The sequence below is a fragment of the Flavobacterium zhoui genome, from assembly GCF_042787235.1.
GTDB lineage: Bacteria > Bacteroidota > Bacteroidia > Flavobacteriales > Flavobacteriaceae > Flavobacterium > Flavobacterium zhoui.
In genome coordinates, this window is sequence record NZ_JBHZPY010000009.1 from 36,803 (window position 1) to 54,916 (window position 18,114).

15 protein-coding genes are annotated in these 18,114 nt (G+C 34.9%); 8 read left to right on the top strand and 7 right to left on the bottom strand.

Annotated features, from left to right (window positions below):
• The first annotated feature begins 155 nt into the window (after positions 1 to 155).
• The 5 genes from ACFX5F_RS10945 (at position 156) to ACFX5F_RS10965 (ending at position 10,435) form a co-directional block, all read left to right on the top strand.
• The gene (locus ACFX5F_RS10945; RefSeq protein WP_379852071.1) at positions 156 to 1,583 is read left to right on the top strand and encodes a peptidylprolyl isomerase; all 1,428 of its coding nucleotides are present in this window, start codon (positions 156 to 158) and stop codon (positions 1,581 to 1,583) included.
• Positions 1,584 to 1,662: 79 nt separating this feature from the next.
• Entirely contained in the window at positions 1,663 to 2,616 is a 954-nt protein-coding gene (locus ACFX5F_RS10950) for an AAA family ATPase (protein WP_379852072.1), read from the top strand.
• A 396-nt stretch (positions 2,617 to 3,012) separates the two neighbouring features.
• On the top strand, positions 3,013 to 5,784 hold the full coding sequence (locus ACFX5F_RS10955; RefSeq protein ID WP_379852073.1) for a bifunctional aconitate hydratase 2/2-methylisocitrate dehydratase: 2,772 nt from the start codon (positions 3,013 to 3,015) through the stop codon (positions 5,782 to 5,784).
• Between the two features lie 122 nt (positions 5,785 to 5,906).
• Complete coding sequence (locus ACFX5F_RS10960) at positions 5,907 to 8,174, top strand: aconitate hydratase (protein ID WP_379852074.1); 2,268 nt, start codon at positions 5,907 to 5,909, stop codon at positions 8,172 to 8,174.
• A gap of 782 nt (positions 8,175 to 8,956) precedes the next feature.
• Positions 8,957 to 10,435, top strand: coding sequence for a C40 family peptidase (locus ACFX5F_RS10965; RefSeq protein WP_379852075.1), 1,479 nt, complete (start codon positions 8,957 to 8,959; stop codon positions 10,433 to 10,435).
• A gap of 273 nt (positions 10,436 to 10,708) precedes the next feature.
• On the opposite strand, the gene ACFX5F_RS10970 is transcribed toward ACFX5F_RS10965, so the two are convergent.
• A complete protein-coding gene (locus tag ACFX5F_RS10970; protein ID WP_379852076.1) occupies positions 10,709 to 11,161 on the bottom strand; it encodes a VOC family protein in 453 nt (150 codons plus the stop codon).
• Positions 11,162 to 11,415: 254 nt separating this feature from the next.
• Positions 11,416 to 11,580: a hypothetical protein gene (locus ACFX5F_RS10975; RefSeq protein WP_379852077.1), complete on the bottom strand. Its 165-nt coding sequence runs from the start codon at positions 11,578 to 11,580 to the stop codon at positions 11,416 to 11,418.
• Between the two features lie 114 nt (positions 11,581 to 11,694).
• Between ACFX5F_RS10975 and ACFX5F_RS10980 the strand changes: the two genes are divergently transcribed.
• The gene (locus ACFX5F_RS10980) at positions 11,695 to 11,922 is read left to right on the top strand and encodes a CDGSH iron-sulfur domain-containing protein (RefSeq protein WP_379852078.1); all 228 of its coding nucleotides are present in this window, start codon (positions 11,695 to 11,697) and stop codon (positions 11,920 to 11,922) included.
• A 112-nt stretch (positions 11,923 to 12,034) separates the two neighbouring features.
• Here ACFX5F_RS10980 and ACFX5F_RS10985 read toward each other — a convergent pair whose 3' ends face one another.
• The 4 genes from ACFX5F_RS10985 to ACFX5F_RS11000 form a co-directional block, all read right to left on the bottom strand.
• Positions 12,035 to 12,628, bottom strand: a complete 594-nt coding sequence (locus ACFX5F_RS10985) for a hypothetical protein (protein WP_379852079.1) — start codon at positions 12,626 to 12,628, stop codon at positions 12,035 to 12,037.
• Between the two features lie 2 nt (positions 12,629 to 12,630).
• On the bottom strand, positions 12,631 to 13,122 hold the full coding sequence (locus ACFX5F_RS10990; protein WP_379852080.1) for a sigma-70 family RNA polymerase sigma factor: 492 nt from the start codon (positions 13,120 to 13,122) through the stop codon (positions 12,631 to 12,633).
• A 191-nt stretch (positions 13,123 to 13,313) separates the two neighbouring features.
• A complete protein-coding gene (locus tag ACFX5F_RS10995; protein ID WP_379852081.1) occupies positions 13,314 to 13,583 on the bottom strand; it encodes a hypothetical protein in 270 nt (89 codons plus the stop codon).
• Positions 13,584 to 13,801: 218 nt separating this feature from the next.
• Positions 13,802 to 14,110: a hypothetical protein gene (locus ACFX5F_RS11000; protein ID WP_379852082.1), complete on the bottom strand. Its 309-nt coding sequence runs from the start codon at positions 14,108 to 14,110 to the stop codon at positions 13,802 to 13,804.
• A gap of 463 nt (positions 14,111 to 14,573) precedes the next feature.
• On the opposite strand from ACFX5F_RS11000, the gene ACFX5F_RS11005 reads away from it, so the two are divergent.
• Positions 14,574 to 15,980, top strand: coding sequence for an APC family permease (locus ACFX5F_RS11005; protein ID WP_379852083.1), 1,407 nt, complete (start codon positions 14,574 to 14,576; stop codon positions 15,978 to 15,980).
• A gap of 288 nt (positions 15,981 to 16,268) precedes the next feature.
• Here the strand turns inward: ACFX5F_RS11005 and ald are convergent, their stop codons facing one another.
• Positions 16,269 to 17,399: an alanine dehydrogenase gene (gene ald, locus ACFX5F_RS11010; protein WP_379852084.1), complete on the bottom strand. Its 1,131-nt coding sequence runs from the start codon at positions 17,397 to 17,399 to the stop codon at positions 16,269 to 16,271.
• Positions 17,400 to 17,602: 203 nt separating this feature from the next.
• Between ald and ACFX5F_RS11015 the strand changes: the two genes are divergently transcribed.
• Positions 17,603 to 18,061 (top strand): Lrp/AsnC family transcriptional regulator, encoded by a 459-nt coding sequence (locus ACFX5F_RS11015; protein WP_073211776.1) that lies wholly within the window; start codon positions 17,603 to 17,605, stop codon positions 18,059 to 18,061.
• The last annotated feature ends 53 nt before the right edge of the window (positions 18,062 to 18,114 follow it).

Below are 18,114 nucleotides of genomic sequence, written 5' to 3' on the forward strand. Positions count from 1 at the left end.
GGTTTTAAATTTAAAGAATTATAAGTATTTTCAATAAAAATTCAATTCATTTCTTTATTCTTAAAGTGTATATTTGGGCAAAATTACCAGGTTCTTTTTGAAATAAATTTACATAGAAAAATAACGACACATTACGCTAATAATAAATTATAAAAATGCCATTAAAAACAGTACAAATGAGATTCATAAACAATAAAATTGCACTATCTTTTTTTCTTTTAGTGTTTTCAAGTGCGATTACAAACGCGCAAGAAATTATTAAAGACAGTGCAGTTGTTGCTACTAAAAAAATACAGTCCAATCAAAAGCAAAAAATTGATGGTGTTATTGCTACAATTGGAGATTATATTATTTTAGATTCAGATATTGACAAATCTTATTTAGAATTATCAAGTCAAGGGAATTCCGTAAAAGACATTACGAGATGTCAAATGTTAGGAAAACTAATGGAGGATAAATTGTATGCGCATCAAGCAGTTCAGGATAGTGTCAAGGTTACTGACTCAGAAATAAAAGGGATGATGGATGATCGATTAAACTATATGACGGAGCAATTAGGATCTCTTGAAAAAGTAGTGAAGTATTACAAGAAGAATAATGAAGAAGAGTTTAGAACTTATTTCTTTGATATCTTAAAAGAACAGAAACTGACGTCAGAAATGCAAAAAAAGATTGTAGATGAAGTTGAAATTACACCAGAAGAAGTACGTAATTTTTTCAAAAAAATCCCTACTGCTGAACTTCCTCTTTTTGGTGCGGAAATGGAAGTAGCGCAAATTATTGTGACTCCAAAAGTATCTGATGCTGACAAACAATTAGTTATTGATAAATTAAATGGCTTTAAAAAAGAATGCCAGGACGGAGCCAGTTTTGCTACAAAAGCAGTTCTGTATTCTCAAGATCCCGGTTCTAGCACAAATGGAGGATATTACAAGATGAATCGCAGAACCCCATTTGTAAAAGAGTTTAAAGACGTTGCCTTTAGTCTTGCTGAAGGAGAAATTTCGGCACCTTTTGAAACATCTTTTGGTTTTCATATTATTTATGTTGAAAAGATAAAAGGACAAGAAGTTGAATTGCGTCATATATTATTGACACCATCAGTTACTGAAGCTTCTATGAAAGAAGCCAAGGAGAAAATTGAATTAATCAGAAAAAAGATTGAAAGCAAGGAAGTTACTTTTGCGGAAGCGGCAAGATCTATGTCAGACGAAAAAGAAACAAAAGTAAACGGTGGAGCTTTAATCAATCCTAAAACGCAAGATACTCGTTTTGAATTAACAAAAATGGATCCTAGTTTATATAGTCAGGTTTCAAATTTGAAAGAAGGGGAAGTTTCTTTGCCATTATTGGAAGACGAACAAGGCAAGAAAAAATACAAATTAATTACTGTAACGAATAGAATAGACGAACACACTGCTGATTATGCCAAAGATTATATCAAAATAAAAGAATTGGCATTGAAGGAAAAACAAATTAAAACCATAGGGAAATGGTTTGACGAAAAAATTAAAGGAACGTACGTTAAAGTTATTGGAGAATACAGAGATTGTGCTTTCACGAACAATTGGTTGAAAAAATAATTTTTATAAAATAAATAAAAAGAGTTAGCTTTATGAATTCATATCGCTAACTCTTTTTTAATTTAATAAACAGTCGAAAATGTCTGACGTAGCTGCAATACATAATTTAGTTCAAAAAAGGAATGAACTAAAAAACGAAATAGCAAAAATCATTGTAGGTCAGGATGCCGTGGTAGATCAAATTTTACTTTGTATTTTTTCTGGAGGTCATGCACTTTTAGTAGGAGTTCCAGGATTGGCAAAAACACTGATGGTGAATACTTTGGCGCAAGCCTTAGGGCTTGATTTTAAAAGGATTCAATTTACGCCTGATTTGATGCCATCGGATATTTTAGGAAGTGAAATATTAGATGAAAATCGCCGATTCAAATTTATAAAAGGACCTGTTTTTTCAAATATTATTCTGGCGGATGAAATAAACAGAACACCCCCAAAAACACAAGCTGCTTTGCTTGAAGCCATGCAGGAACGTTCCGTTACGATCGCTGGTGAGAATTATAAATTAGATTTGCCTTACTTTGTTTTGGCTACTCAAAACCCAATTGAACAGGAGGGAACTTATCCCTTACCTGAAGCGCAGTTAGACCGATTTATGTTTGCCATTAAATTGGAATATCCATCGTTTGCTGAAGAAGTGCAAGTGGTAAAACGTACGACTTCAGACTTAAATAATACCATAAATCCATTATTTACGGCGCAAGAGATCATTGATTTTCAACAATTGATTCGTAGAATACCAGTGGCGGATAATGTCATTGAATATGCTGTGACGTTGGTTAGTAAAACAAGGCCGGATAATCCGCTGTCAAACGAATTTGTGAAAAATTATTTGGATTGGGGAGCCGGACCTCGAGCTTCACAAAATTTAATTTTGGCGGCCAAAGCCAATGCTGCTTTCAATGGGAAATTTTCACCTGATATTGAGGATGTAAAAGCGGTGGCTACAGGAATATTGCGTCATAGAATTATCAAAAATTATAAAGCTGATGCCGAAGGAATTACCGAAGAAACTATTATTCAGAAGCTGATGTAATAATTTTTAATATTGAGAAAAAAGCCAAACAAATTTATAAAATGTGTTTGGCTTTTTTGTTTTGTTTAATATTTTAGTTTGACCAAAAAGAGTGTTTAAAAAGACAACTACAACGTTATAAATGATAATTTAGAAAGGTTCTTAGATGAAAGCAGTGTAAAATCTCCCTCCAGAAGTAACATTAAATTTCAACTTTCTTTAAGAAAAGATTTTAAATTATTGATAATTCATTATTTTAATTTAAAATTGAATTTTTGATAATAAAAAGTAGCGAAACTCTTTATTTAGTAATAATAATTTTTGAAAAAGCTACATCTATTATATTTTTTTTAATTCTCGGCTTTAATTCCTAAATTTGCGTACAAAAAATAAAAATACCAAGAAAAGACTTTTATTATGAATATTTATAAGGATTACATTCAAGAGATTGAAGAAAGAAAAGGTCAAGGGCTTCACCCTAAACCAATTGATGGCGCAGAATTATTAAGCGAAATTATTGCGCAAATTAAAGATTTAAATAATGAGTACAGAGCAGATGCTCTTAACTTTTTTATTTACAATGTTGTTCCAGGAACTACTCCTGCAGCTACTGTAAAAGCTAATTTTTTAAAAGAAATTGTTCTAGGTCAATCAATAGTTGCCGAAATCACGCCTGCTTTTGCTTTAGAGTTATTGTCGCATATGAAAGGTGGAACTTCTATAACCGTTTTACTTGATTTGGCTTTAGGTGATGCTGCTGCTATTGCAAACGATGCTGCGGAAGTTTTAAAGACTCAAGTTTTTCTTTATGAAGCAGATACAGATCGTTTAGAAGCTGCTTTCAAAAGTGGTAACGGAATAGCTACAGCAATTCTAGAGAGCTATGCTAAGGCTGAGTTCTTTACTAAATTACCAGAAATAGCAGAAGAAATTAAGATAGTTACTTTTATTGCTGGTGAAGGAGATATTTCAACTGATTTACTTTCTCCAGGTAACCAAGCGCATTCAAGATCAGATCGTGAACTTCATGGTAAATGTTTGATTTCTCCTGAAGCACAAGATGAAATCAAAGCGTTACAAGCGCAGCATCTTGACAAAAGCGTGATGTTGATTGCTGAAAAAGGTACTATGGGTGTTGGTTCATCAAGAATGTCAGGTGTAAATAACGTGGCTCTTTGGACTGGGAAACAAGCAAGTCCTTATGTTCCATTTATTAATATTGCTCCAATTGTTGCAGGAACAAATGGTATATCTCCGATTTTCCTAACAACTGTTGATGTTACTGGAGGTATTGGTCTTGATCTTAAAAACTGGGTAAAAAAATTAGATGAAAACGGTACCGTTCTTCGTAATGAAAGCGGTGACCCTATTCTAGAGGAGGTATATTCTGTTGCTACTGGTACTGTTTTTACAATCAACACAAAGACAAAAAAACTTTATAATGGCGACAAAGAACGGATAGATATTTCTAAGGCATTCACGCCTCAGAAAATTGAATTTATAAAAGCTGGTGGGTCTTACGCTATTGTATTTGGAAAAAAACTGCAAACATTTGCATCAAAGACTCTTGGTATTGATATCGTACCTGTATTTGCTCCGTCAAAAGAGGTTTCTATTGAAGGACAAGGTCTGACGGCTGTGGAAAAAATATTTAATAGAAATGCGGTTGGTTCAACTCCGGGTAAAGTTTTACACGCTGGTTCAGATGTTCGTGTAGAAGTTAATATCGTAGGTTCGCAAGACACAACTGGTCTTATGACTTCACAGGAGTTGGAGTCTATGGCTGCTACGGTGATTTCTCCAATCGTTGACGGTGCTTACCAATCGGGTTGTCACACTGCTTCGGTATGGGATAATAAATCTAAGGCAAATATTCCTAGATTGATGAAATTCATGAACGACTTCGGTTTGATCACAGCTCGTGACCCAAAGGGTGTTTATCATGCAATGACTGATGTAATTCATAAAGTATTGAATGATATTACTGTAAACGAGTGGGCTATCATCATCGGTGGGGATTCTCATACAAGAATGTCTAAAGGTGTCGCTTTTGGTGCTGATTCAGGAACAGTTGCTCTTGCATTGGCTACTGGCGAAGCTTCAATGCCGATTCCTGAATCTGTGAAAGTAACATTCAAAGGAGAGATGAAAGGATATATGGATTTCCGAGATGTGGTTCATGCTACGCAGTCTCAGATGCTTAAGACTTTTGGTGGAGAGAATGTATTTCAAGGAAGAATTATTGAGGTTCACCTTGGAACTCTTAATGCAGATCAAGCATTTACGTTTACGGACTGGACTGCAGAAATGAAGGCAAAAGCTTCTATATGTATTTCTGAAGATTATACCTTGATTGAATCTTTAGAGATTGCGAAAGGTAGAATTCAGATCATGATTGACAAGGGCATGGACAACAAAAATCAAGTTCTTAAAGGATTGATTACTATTGCTGATAAGAGAATCGCTGAGATTATTTCAGGTGAGAAACCAGCATTAAGACCAGATGCAAACGCTAAGTATTACGCTGAAGTTGTTGTAGATCTTGATCAGATTGCAGAACCAATGATTGCTGACCCTGATGTAAATAATGCGGATGTTTCTAAAAGATATACGCACGATACCATCAGACCTCTTTCTTTCTATGGAGGAGTTAAAAAAGTAGATCTTGGATTTATAGGTTCTTGTATGGTTCACAAGGGAGATATGAAAATCCTTGCGCATATGCTAAAGAATATTGATGAGCAAGAAGGTAAGGTAGAGTTCAAAGCGCCGCTAGTTGTAGCTCCTCCTACTTATAATATTGTTGATGAATTAAAAGCAGAAGGTGACTGGGAAATTTTACAAAAATACTCTGGTTTCGAATTTGACGATAATGTCCCTAAAGCTGCCGCCCGTACTTCGTATGAAAATATGCTATATCTAGAGCGTCCAGGTTGTAATCTTTGTATGGGTAACCAAGAAAAAGCTGCCAAAGGAGATACTGTAATGGCAACATCTACTCGTCTTTTCCAAGGAAGAGTTGTAGAAGATACGGAAGGTAAAAAAGGAGAATCTTTACTTTCATCTACACCGGTTGTGGTATTATCTACAATCCTTGGTAGAACTCCAACACTAGAAGAATATAAAACTGCTGTGGAAGGTATTAATCTCACCAAGTTTGCGCCTTCTCATAAGTTATTAGTTAAATAATTCACATTATTAGTTAATAATAATTTAAAAGCATGAGTCTAAGGACTCGTGCTTTTTTTATACTCTATTTTTTTGTATCTTGTATGTTTAAAATAAAATAGTAACAATTATATATAAATCTTATGGCTTTTGATATTGAAATGATTGAAAAAGTGTACGCAAATATGACATCTCGTGTGGACAAAGCACGGGAGATTGTTGGTCGTCCACTCACTTTAACGGAGAAAATTTTATATAGTCACCTTTGGGATGGAACTCCATCTAAAGCATTTGTAAGAGGTGCTGATTATGTTGATTTTGCTCCAGACAGAGTCGCTTGTCAAGATGCAACGGCTCAAATGGCATTATTACAATTTATGCACGCAGGAAAGAAAACAGTTGCTGTTCCAACAACGGTTCACTGTGATCATTTGATTTTGGCTAAAAATGGAGCTGAATTTGATTTAGCGGCAGCCAACACACAATCAAAAGAAGTTTTTGATTTTCTTTCTTCAGTATCGGATAAATACGGTATTGGTTTCTGGAAACCAGGTTCAGGAATTATTCATCAAATCGTTTTGGAGAACTATGCATTTCCTGGAGGTCTAATGATTGGTACGGATTCACATACTGTTAATGCAGGTGGATTAGGAATGTTAGCTATTGGTGTTGGTGGCGCTGATGCAGTAGATGTAATGTCAGGAATGTTATGGGAATTAAAATTTCCAAAATTAATAGGTGTAAAATTAACGGGAAAACTTTCTGGTTGGACTGCACCAAAAGATGTTATTCTTAAAGTAGCTGATATTCTTACTGTAAAAGGTGGAACAGGAGCTATTGTTGAATATTTTGGAGAAGGAGCTACTTCAATGTCATGTACTGGAAAAGGAACTATTTGTAATATGGGTGCCGAGATTGGCGCTACCACATCTACATTTGGTTATGACGAGTCCATGAGAAGATACCTTTCTGCAACTGGTCGTCAGGATGTTGTCGATGCTGCGGATAAAGTAGCGTCATACTTAACTGCTGATCCGGAAGTTTACGCGAACCCAGAAACTTATTTTGATCAAGTTATAGAAATCAATCTTTCTGAATTAGAGCCACATATCAATGGTCCTTTTACTCCGGACAGAGGAACTCCAGTTTCTAAAATGAAAGAAGAAGCTGCTGCTAACGGATGGCCAATTAAAGTAGAATGGGGATTAATCGGTTCTTGTACCAACTCTTCTTACGAAGATATGGCTCGTGCTGCGTCTATCGTTAATCAAGCCGTTGAATTGGGGATCAGTCCAAAAGCGGAATTTGGTATCAACCCAGGTTCGGAACAAATAAGATATACAATCGAAAGAGACGGGATCATCGCTACTTTCGAAAAAATGGGAACCAAAGTATTTACAAATGCTTGTGGACCATGTATCGGACAATGGGATAGAGTAGGTGCTGATAAAGGAGAAAAAAACACAATCGTTCACTCTTTTAATCGCAACTTCTCTAAACGTGCGGATGGTAACCCAAACACGCACGCATTCGTCACTTCTCCAGAAATGGTTGCTGCTTTAGCAATTGCGGGTCGTTTGGATTTCAATCCTATAACGGATACTTTAATCAACGATAACGGTGAAGAAGTAAGGTTGAGTGCTCCTTATGGTGATGAATTGCCTAAAAAAGGATTTGCAGTTGAAGATGCAGGATTTCAAGCACCAGCTACTGATGGGTCAAGAGTCCAAATCGTAGTAAGCAAAACGTCAGATCGCTTGCAGTTATTAGCGCCATTCCAACCTTGGGACGGTAAAAATATCTCAGGAGCTAAATTATTGATTAAAGCTTTCGGAAAATGTACTACGGATCATATCTCTATGGCAGGTCCATGGTTGCGTTTCCGTGGTCACTTAGATAATATCTCTAACAATATGTTGATCGGAGCTGTCAATGCGTTCACAGATAAAACCAATTCGGTTAAAAATCAATTAACAGGTACTTATGATGCAGTTCCTGCAGTTGCAAGGGCATACAAAGCGGCAGGAGTTTCGTCTATTGTTGTGGGAGATCACAATTATGGAGAAGGATCTTCTCGTGAGCATGCAGCTATGGAACCTCGTTTCTTAGGTGTTAAAGCGGTATTGGTAAAATCATTTGCTCGTATCCACGAAACAAACCTCAAAAAACAGGGTCTTTTAGGATTGACATTTGCTAACGAAGCTGATTACGATAAAATCCTGGAAGATGATACCATCAACTTCACAGATTTAGTAGATTTTGCCCCAGGAAAACCATTAACGATAGAATTCGTTCACGCTGATGGAACCAAAGATCTTATCTTGGCAAACCATACCTACAATGAAGGACAAATTGGTTGGTTCAAAGCTGGTTCAGCGTTAAACTTAATTGCTGCTGCCAGTAACGCATAAGTAGGTAGTCAATGACTAGTTTAAAGTGGTCCGTTTAAAATAGTGTTTAGTAATTTAGTTTTCAGTAATTCAAGACTGCGACGGATTACTGAACACTTTTTTTATACTTATTCTAAATTTTTTTACGAGCTATTTCCTGCTGACCGTTTCAAGCTTTTTCGTAAAATCGCTTTTTTCCAAGACAAAAAATGAGCTTCCGCTGGTCGCTTTTTTTTCTCAGGAAAAAATGCAATTTCACTTCAAAAGGCTTTCCACTTCCATCAGGGCTAGAACTAAAAAGCTAGATTTTTCTTAAATTTCACCATTTTCCGTTAAAGCTAGAAATGGAGTTTTTTTATGAAAAATGAAATTTTTTGTTCCAAATTACCCTAAAAAATGTTGAAAAAAGCGAGTTTTGTTTTTTTAACACGTTAAAGTCAAAAAAACTTATGGTTTTTTTGATTAAATCAATTATATTAGCCTTTCTGAAATATCAAATTTGGGAGGAATTATTTTTTTTGATTACGAGTAGGAATCGAACCTTCTTTTTAATTTTTTATTTTAAGCGCAACAATACATTAGGATTGTACTGCGTTACTGTTTAAGTTGCTTTTGCAATCTGAACAAAAATCACAAGTTTTTAAATTGTACGTATTATGCCCTCTTTTTAATAAAAGAGATAAGGTCTTTTTATGTTTTTTTAAGCAAATGATCTAAGCAAGAAACCATCGCGAGATTTAATAATTATATCCCGAAATCGCTATGCAGAATAAAATGGGGTAAGTAATTTGAAAAAAATAAATATGAGTTTAAGATTAGTTGTAACATTGTTTTTATTAAATAGTATCGTTCTTTTTTCACAGGAAAAAACCAAGAAACATACCATCGTAAAAGGGGAAACTGTTTCGAGTATTGCAGAAAAATACGAGGTTAAACCCAGTGAAATTTATAAGTTGAATCCAAAAGCCAAGAATCTGCTAAAACTCAACTCGGTTCTGTTAATTCCTACTACTGCTGAAAAAAACAACAATACCAAAGCTAAAATTGCAATAAACCACTCCGAAAAAGAGCATGAAGTACTCGCCAAAGAAACACTTTACGGAATAGCAAAAGAATACGGAATCACTCTGAAAGAATTAAACCAAGCCAATCCAACATTAGAAACTTCAGGATTAAAAATTGGTCAAAAGATTACAATTCCCGGTAACGCAAAATCAAATACAGAAATAGCAGTTACCTCTCAATCCAAAAAGACTACGCAAAAAATTCCTGTAGGAACGGTATTTAAAACTGAAACTACAAATTCAAGTTCAGAATTCACTACAATAGAAGTTTTACCAAAAGAATCTAAATATTCAATAACAAGAAAATATGGAATTACCATTAAGGAATTCGATAAAATCAATCCTACACTTGGTGTTAAATCTCTTAGAGTGGGGCAGAAAATAAATATTCCGGTTACTGCGAATCTAAAAGCTGAAATTGCAGCGGCGCTTGAAGAAAGTAAAGAAGAGTCCAAGTTTCTGCCTGAACCGATAAAAGAAACAAAAGCAGAATTAGTGGTTTTAACACCAACAACCGAAACTTCGGAAAACACTACCGAAAATAGTGTTAGGGAGGTTTTGCCGAAAGAAACAAAATATGGAATTGCAAAGCAATACGGAATAACAGTTCAGGAATTGGAAAGGCAAAATCCAGAGATAAAAAATAATCTTCCCGTAGGTTATCTATTAAATATAAAAGTAGGAAGTTCCGCCCGACAAAACGTTGCACTTATATCTGTTGAAAAAAAGGAAAAACAAGTAGAAATAATCACTGAAGATATCGTAGAGGATAGTGATTTTGAACCCAGAGGGAGTAGTGAATTTAAAAGTTTTTTAAAACCAGCTTCTAATCCTAACTTTTTGGATGAATTAATAGAAACGGCTTCTGCTAATATTGGAACCAGATATCAAATTGGAGGTTCCTCAAAGTCCGGGTTTGATTGCTCTGGTCTAATGTGTAATACATTCGGAGCTTTCGATATTAAATTACCAAGAACTTCCATAGAACAATCCCGTTTAGGCACTGTTGTCACGCCAGAAGACGCCCAAAAGGGTGATTTAATCTTCTTTAAAACAAATGGAAGAAGCCGTATCAACCATGTTGGAATGGTGGTTGAAGTATGCGACGGAGACATAAAATTCATTCATGCCTCTGTAGGTGGTGGCGTAGTAATTTCGTCGGTCAAAGAGAAATACTACGAAAAAAAATTAACTCAAATCAATCGCGTTTTACAATAACCACATTTTTTTAAAAAATAGTGTAATCTTTATAATGGAAACTCTTCAGGTAACTGGGGAGTTTTTTGTTTTTATCGATTCATATCTGTACAGAGAACACACAGCAAGGCTATTTGCAAGTTTTTTAGGATGTAAATTTAGATCAAAATAGAACTGAAATCTATGATACAAAGGTGCGTAACTAATGCGAAGTAAAGGTTACATTATTTAAAAGAAAAGTTTCATCTTTCACAGTTCTTATTAAAAAAAGGTAAAAAATATTAAATTGACTATTTAATCCAATGTCACACCATTGACTTCAATCCAATATCCATCTGGATCCTGAAAATAAATTTGTTTAATACCATCAGCGCGAACGTTGATTTTATGAAGTTCTCCTGGCCAGTCAGAATAAGTAATATTTCGTTTGACCAGTACTTTTATAAGCGCATCAAAATTAGCAGTTTTAAAGGCAAGATGTACCGCTTTATTTATTGTAACGGGTTCTTTAATAGTAGAAACGAGATGCAACTCTTTGCCATCTCCCAAAGAAACCCAACGAATTCCTTCTTTTCTGGTGAGGTTTGTGATTTCATGGAGTTTTAAAACGGTTGTATAAAAATCAATGGATTGATCCAAATCTTTTACAGAAAGTGCCACGTGATCCATCTTCAAAGAAAATGATTCCTGTGCCCACAGCGATCCGGTAAATATAATGGCAAGTAGGAGAAAGGTTGTTTTTTTCATTGGTAAACTAATTTTAATTGTATTAAAAGTGAAAAGTACATAATAATTCTTGATATATTTTTTGGTATTTTAATTTTAAGAAAGGTAAAAAAAAATGCTACACTCTAATGAAAGAATCTAGTATTTTGAAGGAGAATTGTTGTTTTATTTTTTGACAATTTTATCGGTAAATAAAACTTTGTTTTGGTACTTAATATATCAATATAAACGCATCTTAAAAGGTTACTTAAGTTGATTTTAATCGCATTTTCAGTTTATGTCCCGAGAATTTCAATAGGTGATCCAACGAACATTCCAAAGACATCATATAGTTTCAATGTCATGTTTTTTAGTACAGCTGTTTTTATAGTGATAATAACTAAATCAGTTGCAGGGTAAGGGGAAGCCACGACCGGAAGAACTGGAATTGCGGTTGGCATTTTGCATAATATAGAATTAATGTAAATTAGTCTTTTGCAACATAAAAAAAATACTATTTCTAAACAGTCAGAATATATTTTGCAATCTTTGAACTCTAAAAAATAAAAGGTATTATGAGTAAGACAAAACTGACAATCAATCGCAACGGATCTATAAAAATAGAAGGCGATTTCGAAATAACTGACTGCGAAGGAAAAACATACGGATTAGAAGGAAGAACTTCTTTGGGTCTTTGTCGTTGTGGATTATCAGCCAATAAGCCTTTTTGTGATGGTTCCCACCGCAATGGTTTTGAGCATGAATCAGCAGCATTTGACTTGCCGCCAGTGAAAACGAAGTAATATCGTTTTCTAATTCAATTAGATAGAAAAAGCTAAATCGTTACGGATTTAGCTTTTCCTATTTTGGGTCTGTATGTTACTGCATAAAAATCGCCTAATTATTCATAAAACACTATTGTAAGTCCCGCAATAATTCTTCACTTTGTTTCACTATTTTCTTGTAATATTTAGCTACCCACTTGGAGTAAAACAACAAAAATAAATATCCAAAACTAAAAGAGTAAATCCAAAAATATTTGATGCATGTAATATCTCTGCCGTCAAAAAATTTGGACATCAAAATAAGTATTGACACCAGAAGTAAGTAGCCTAAAACGACATTTATTTTCTGCAATTTTAAAAATTGCAATTTTTGAGTAGCAAATATTTTCAGCGTTGCAGCGTAAGGTCTGTTTACATCTTTAGGAATGGTTAATTGTCGAAGACTTAAAATACTAAGGATAGAAAGTGTCACCAATAATAAAATGGAAACAATACCCACACCTTGCAAAAATGTAGTGTCTAATTTGTAGAAATTTATACCGATGAACAGCACACTTATTAAACAAATGATTATGCCTATAATCTCGGGATAAGCTATTTTTTTAATTTTAGAATTGTATTTTTTTTGTGTCATTTGCGCAATCATTTTAGTTGTTAAATGCTGTTGTTGCTCTGCTGGATTGTTTGTATTATCCCAAGTTTTTTTTAACTCGTCTAATTCCATGGTTACTGTTTTTTGAAAATTTGTGTCTTTAATTTTTCTTTTATACGTGAAAGATTTGTTCCTACATTGCTGGATGATATTCCAATAATTTCGGCAATTTCATCGTAACTTTTATTGTCTAAATAAAGCATTACGATTCCCTTGTCAAGTAAATTTAGATTGTCAATTTGCTGTCTGAATACTTGCCATTTCTCTTCCGTTTTGCTATTGTCATTTTCATGACAACCCAAAACCTGACTGTCTATCGGAACGGTCAAAACTCTTTTTTTTGACACTTTGAGTTGATAAATGGCAACATTCAAAGCAACACGATATATCCAAGTACTCAAACTTGACTTATGATTAAAAGAGTCAAATGATTTCCAAAGTTGGTAAATGATTTCTTGAACTAAATCATTCTTGTCATCTGTGTTATTGGTATAAACAGACGCAATTTTGAAAATGAAGCCTTCATTTTCTTTTATTGCTGCTATAAATGTTTCTTTTTTATCCACTAATAATTTACGATTATGTTTCCGATACTTGATTAGTGTACTACGTTATCAAAAAATCACACTTTGAAGAAAAGAAAATTTACTGGTTCTGTTTTTTTTGAAAAAAATCCGCCAGTTAATATCGTTTTCAATTTTCGCACGATTGCTGATCTATCGCGGTTGTGGGTATAACCTGGAGGTGGTAAAAGATATTAAAAGATGCCAACAGCGAGCTCTGCCCAAATGAGAAGGAGAATCGCCAGTATAATCATGATAAGGGCAATTCGAACTGGCGTTTTCATTACTTTCCGGATTACAAGATCAAGCAACAGACTTGTAACTAGCAGCAAGACACCAGCGACAATAAAATCGGATAAAGTCCAATTCACTTCCTCTGTAAACTGCATGGCGATTAACGGGATAAGCAATAGGAGTGCTATTACGAGTACAATAATGACAAGTCTTTTATTCTGGATAATCATAAATTTTTTTATTAATTCTAGGTTTAACTGCAATTAACTATAATCAAATGTAGCATAAAAAAAATGACCGAAAATCATTGCTTTTTGCAGTCGTTTTTAATGATAGGTCATGACTTCTTAATATTCTTGCAAAGGATTAAGGCTATAAATAGAATATGGCTTCTTAAACTTAATATTTCATTTCAAAATCAAGTTGTTTACCGGTATCCATTGCCTTTTTATCCATAGCAGTTCCTATTGCAACTCCAATTTAAACCTATCCCTAAAAATGCCAGATTGCCCAAACTTAATCCTATTCCTAATCCTATTGGTATACCGAATGCAGACATTCCAAGCGCTAACCAAATACTTCGGTAATAATTTTTAGGAACCAATTTAAGGTCTTTTTCAATTTTTTTTATGATACCTGACTGTGCTTTCTTTATTCTTTTTGATAGCTCAACAGCTGACCCTGAAAAAGAATTAATTGCTTCAATTTCAAGATTGATGAAATTAATTATTTCAACTGGTATTTCTTTTTTTTCCAATTCAGCAACTAATTCTTCAAAGCTACTATAGTTTTCATAGACTTTTTTGTCATTGTCAATAGTGGGCTGATAGAAAGGCTATTTTTAATTTTTTCATGTTGTTTGGTTGGCAAAAATATCTGCTAACTTGTATATACTCGCTACAAAATAGCGTATATAAACCAAAAATTGGTTCGGTCATTGACACTAATTGTCGCTTTATATTTTCAAATATATTAAAATTTTCTTACAAATTTTTATGAAAGGATAAATGCTATAGTTATTTCGGGAGCGCGTGAGGGATGGAAGCGGCATCCTTTATTTTCTTTTTCAAGAAAATAAAGATACAGCGAACAGCCCGACCTGGAGTTTTTACGTAAGGTCACGCCCAAAACAAAAAACGAGTTTGTCATTTTCGGTTCCATTTTCTGAAATTTCCAAAAAAAGTATATCTTTAGCCAACTAAAAACCAAAAACCCAATATATGGAAGACCAAAAACCAGAAGATTTTAAAAGAGAATTAGGATTACTCGACGGAACCATGCTTGTGGTTGGGTCTATGATAGGTTCCGGGATATTTATTGTAAGCTCGGATATGGTTCGGCAGTTGGGTTCGGCCGGTTGGTTGATTGCCATGTGGGTGCTTACGGGCGTAATTACCGTGATTGCTGCCGTGAGTTACGGTGAATTGAGTGCGATGTTTCCTAAAGCCGGAGGGCAATATGTGTATATCAAAGAAGCATACGGGAAACTGGTGGGTTTTCTATACGGTTGGAGTTTCTTTGCGGTGATTCAAACAGGGACAATTGCTGCCGTGGGTGTGGCTTTTGCTAAATTTGCCGCTTATTTGTACGCGCCTTTAAGCGATAAAAATATTTTGTATGAGATAGGCGATTTCAAACTTAATGCCGCTCAGATTGTTTCTATTATTACCATTATTTTATTGAGTTACGTTAATAGCCGTGGGGTGAAAAACTCTAAGATTTTACAAACGGTTCTTACTGTAATCAAAATTTTGTCTTTGGCAGGTTTGATTATTTTTGGTTTCATGGCCGCAAAAGCAGAAGTTTGGGATGCGAACTGGACGAATGCCTGGGCTTCGCAATCTATGGATGTGACTACCGGATCTTGGATGCCAATAAGCGGAACAACATTGATTTCGGCAATTTCGGCAGCATTAGTGGGTTCCTTGTTCTCAAGTGTGGCTTGGGAAGGGGTGACTTTTATTGCAGGTGAAATTAAAAATCCAAAACGCAACGTGGGATTGAGTTTGTTCTTAGGAACCTTGATCGTTAGTGTTATTTATATTTTGGCTAATGTGATGTATTTGGCTGTTGTGCCTTTGCAAGGTATTGCCACGGCCGAGTCTGATCGCGTAGCGGTTGTCGCTTCGCAGGTTATCTTTGGATCCGTTGGGACTTTGATTATCGCTGTGATGATTATGATTTCGACTTTTGCCTGCAACAACGGATTAATTATGGCAGGTGCCAGAGTCTATTATACGATGGCGCAAGACGGTCTTTTCTTCAAGAAAGCAGCTGAGTTGAACAAGGCGAGTGTTCCGGCATGGTCTATTTGGGCGCAGTGTATCTGGGCTTCGGCTTTGTGTTTGACAGGGAAATATGGTGATTTATTGGATTTTGTGGTAATCATCGTTTTGATATTTTACATCTTGACTATCTTGGGCATATTTATTCTTCGCAAGAAAATGCCTAATGCTGAAAGACCATATAAAGCTTTTGGATATCCGTTTTTACCGGGACTTTATATTGTTATTGCAAGTGCCATTTGTCTGGCTTTATTGTATACTAAAACGAGCACAAGCGGATGGGGTGTTTTGATTATGCTAATTGGAATTCCGATTTATTACTTGACGAAAGCTAAGGAGTAGTTTTGAGTGATCAGTATTCAGTGATCAGTATTCAGTGATCAGTATTCAGTGATCAGTATTCAGTGATCAGTCGCAGTTTACAGTCACAGTTTTCAGTCATTGGATGGCAAATTGAAATATAATAGACAAGTTTTATGACTTAAAAAAATCAGTTAAAATTTGTTTGATCCGTGTCATCTGTGTCCCATAAAAGTTTACCTATAAAAAAATCCGTCTCGTTTTAATAACGGGACGGATTTTCTATTTATCGTAACAAGTCTGACCTTGTTTATTTTTCTTTCGAATTAATTAAGCTGTAGCTAAATCATTCAATACAGATTCTACTTCGTTGAAAGGTAATCCCCAAGCTTCAGCAACTCCTCTGTAAACGATTTTACCGTTAGCTACGTTCAATCCTTTTTTCAATTCTTCGCTGTCGTTACATGCTTTTTTCCATCCTTTGTTTGCTAATTGCAATGCGTAAGGTAAAGTAGCATTTGTCAACGCTAAAGTAGAAGTATAAGGAACTGCACCAGGCATATTCGCTACACAATAGTGAACGATATCATCAATGATGAATGTTGGATCTTCGTGAGTTGTAGGAGTACATGTTTCGATACATCCACCTTGATCAACCGCTACGTCAACTACTACAGTTCCCGGAGCCATTAATTTCAACATATCACGAGTAATTAAATGTGGCGCTTTTGCACCTGGAATCAATACTGCGCCAATAACTAAATCAGCGGTAGCAATTGCTTCACGAATGTTGTAATGGTTTGACATTACAGTTGTCACATTAGCAGGCATCACATCAGATAAGTAACGCAAACGCGCTAAACTCACATCCATAATAGTTACTTGAGCACCAAAACCAGCCGCCATTTTAGCCGCTTGTGTTCCTACGATTCCACCACCTAAAACTAAAACTTTAGCAGGAGGAACTCCCGGAACACCACCTAAAAGGATTCCTTTTCCTTTCAATGGTTTCTCTAAATATTTAGCACCTTCCTGAATTGACATACGTCCAGCCACTTCTGACATTGGTACCAACAAAGGCAAACTACGGTCTGCTTTTTCAACTGTTTCGTAAGCTAAACATACTGCTCCACGCTCAATCATCGCATGAGTTAATGGCTCAGAAGAAGCAAAGTGAAAATACGTAAACAATAATTGGTCTTTTTTGATCAAAGGATATTCAGATGCTATAGGCTCTTTTACTTTGATGATCATTTCAGCAATGCTGTAAACGTCTTCGATTGTTGGTAACAATACAGCACCAGCCTCAACATAGGCTTTATCGCTAAAACCACTGTTTTCTCCGGCAGTTGCCTGAACGTAAACGATGTGTCCTTGTTTTTTAAATTCAGCTACACCTGCAGGCGTAAGTGCTACACGATTTTCATTATTTTTGATTTCTTTTGGGATTCCGATTATCATATGTTTGAGTATAATTGATTTAGAGACGATTTCTACAACAAAAATAATGCATAAAGAAAATATTAATGTTATATGGTATTAAATTAAGAAAATATTAATTTTATTTGGTATTTTTACAGTAAATTTTTCTTAAAATTATTTTTTTTATCTTTCTAAAAAGAAAAATCATCTGAATATTCACCTTTAAATAATGTAAATAAATTATGATTTTAGACGCAACCGACAAAAAAATCTTACGTCTTCTGCAGGAAGATGCCCACATGACCTTAAAAGATATTGCCAACAAAATAAATCTTTCGCTTACGCCGGTTCATGATCGGGTGAAACGACTTGAAAAAGAGGGTATTATCGAAAAATACGTATCGGTTTTAAACAAGAAAAAATTGGGAATAAACCTTACTGTTTATTGTCAGGTGACGCTAATTAAACAGAATTATGATATCTCGGAAGGCTTTAATCAATCGATATTAAATTTCCCCGAAGTAGTCGAATGTAATTTCGTGTCAGGAAGTTTTGATTATATGCTTAAAATAGTACTGCCGGACATGGAAAGTTACCATCATTTTCACCAAAAAAAATTATCGATTTTGCCGGAGGTTTCTTTAATAAACACTTTTTTTGTTATTTCAGAGGTAAAAAGTACGACCGTTTTACCAATTTAGAGTTTGTCGATAGACTACTGTAAAATTTTAATTATTGGAATAGCTTTTTTAAA

Coding starts and splice junctions, on each gene's coding strand:
- ACFX5F_RS10945 (WP_379852071.1), top strand. CDS start 156: ATGCCATTAAAAACAGTACAAATGAGATTCATAAACAATAAAATTGCA.
- ACFX5F_RS10950 (WP_379852072.1), top strand. CDS start 1,663: ATGTCTGACGTAGCTGCAATACATAATTTAGTTCAAAAAAGGAATGAA.
- ACFX5F_RS10955 (WP_379852073.1), top strand. CDS start 3,013: ATGAATATTTATAAGGATTACATTCAAGAGATTGAAGAAAGAAAAGGT.
- ACFX5F_RS10960 (WP_379852074.1), top strand. CDS start 5,907: ATGGCTTTTGATATTGAAATGATTGAAAAAGTGTACGCAAATATGACA.
- ACFX5F_RS10965 (WP_379852075.1), top strand. CDS start 8,957: ATGAGTTTAAGATTAGTTGTAACATTGTTTTTATTAAATAGTATCGTT.
- ACFX5F_RS10970 (WP_379852076.1), bottom strand. CDS start 11,161: ATGAAAAAAACAACCTTTCTCCTACTTGCCATTATATTTACCGGATCG.
- ACFX5F_RS10975 (WP_379852077.1), bottom strand. CDS start 11,580: ATGCCAACCGCAATTCCAGTTCTTCCGGTCGTGGCTTCCCCTTACCCT.
- ACFX5F_RS10980 (WP_379852078.1), top strand. CDS start 11,695: ATGAGTAAGACAAAACTGACAATCAATCGCAACGGATCTATAAAAATA.
- ACFX5F_RS10985 (WP_379852079.1), bottom strand. CDS start 12,628: ATGGAATTAGACGAGTTAAAAAAAACTTGGGATAATACAAACAATCCA.
- ACFX5F_RS10995 (WP_379852081.1), bottom strand. CDS start 13,583: ATGATTATCCAGAATAAAAGACTTGTCATTATTGTACTCGTAATAGCA.
- ACFX5F_RS11005 (WP_379852083.1), top strand. CDS start 14,574: ATGGAAGACCAAAAACCAGAAGATTTTAAAAGAGAATTAGGATTACTC.
- ald (WP_379852084.1), bottom strand. CDS start 17,399: ATGATAATCGGAATCCCAAAAGAAATCAAAAATAATGAAAATCGTGTA.
- ACFX5F_RS11015 (WP_073211776.1), top strand. CDS start 17,603: ATGATTTTAGACGCAACCGACAAAAAAATCTTACGTCTTCTGCAGGAA.